General features: G+C 49.7%; 1 protein-coding gene. It reads right to left on the bottom strand.

The window, feature by feature from the left end; translation table 11 throughout:
- The coding region (iscB, locus tag QN395_RS21355; RefSeq protein ID WP_323493048.1) for an RNA-guided endonuclease IscB at positions 1–888 on the bottom strand (888 nt) is incomplete at its 3' end.
- Between the last annotated feature and the right edge of the window lie 35 nt (positions 889–923).

Here is a 923-nt window from a genome sequence, read left to right as displayed (position 1 = left end):
ACCACTCCACGTTTCAACCGACAGGCCTGTTGATTTCAATTCGCTCACTAACTTCCAACGCGTCGCATTCACTGCCGCCGCGTCTTTTAGCGGTGCTTTAGCTTGCGCCATGATCTTGGCAAGCCGCTTCGGATCGCGACGTAAGAAGGTCTTAATATCTTGCGCATTTTTTCGTTGATTGCAGGGCTTACATGCCAAGGTTAAATTCCCGATGCGATTGGATCCGCCGGCACTCTTAGGATGGATGTGCTCAATCTGCAGTGGCACGTTCTTGGCATCACAATAGGCGCAGGTTCTATTCCACTTTGCTAATAGGTACTCACGTACTTCGTATCCTTGCAGCTCACCCTGTTGATATTCCACGCCAGAGATATCCGGATTTTGCATTAACTGCATATCAAAACGGACAAGCTCACTAGAGAGTGATGACACAGGCGCCCAACGTTGCATCTTATTTACCCACGTCATGGTGGTGTGTACGCGATGCATCAAGGACGGTGCTAGCCAGCCTTTGTTCTTGTTTCCCCGGTTTAAAAACCGTGCTGCACGGTGACGTAGATTATTCCTACGACGTCTGCGCATATTGCGCCGTGCGGTTAAGGCTTCGCTGATTTGACGTCCGCGATGAATTAATTCGATGAGATTTAATACAGCGAGCCTGTCTTCAACATGTCGTACTAACGCAATGCCGGTTGTTTTACTGCCCGGATCGAGTTTGAGTTGCAGTGTTTGAAATGCACTGTCTTCCGCTTTGCGATCCGTCAGACGAATCACGAACGGTAATAGCCGATGTACCCGCGCACGACCGCGCGACAGCATCAACCTTGCACGTCGTTCTGTGCATGGCATCAGCGGTCTTCCACTGCGGTCTAGTACAAATACGGCCATCTTGTTTCCTTAAAGTACGTCTACTGCTACTTCAA

It is taken from the genome of Undibacterium sp. RTI2.2 (genome assembly GCF_035018705.1).
GTDB lineage: Bacteria > Pseudomonadota > Gammaproteobacteria > Burkholderiales > Burkholderiaceae_D > Undibacterium.
This window is presented reverse-complemented; position numbering and strand designations above follow the sequence as displayed.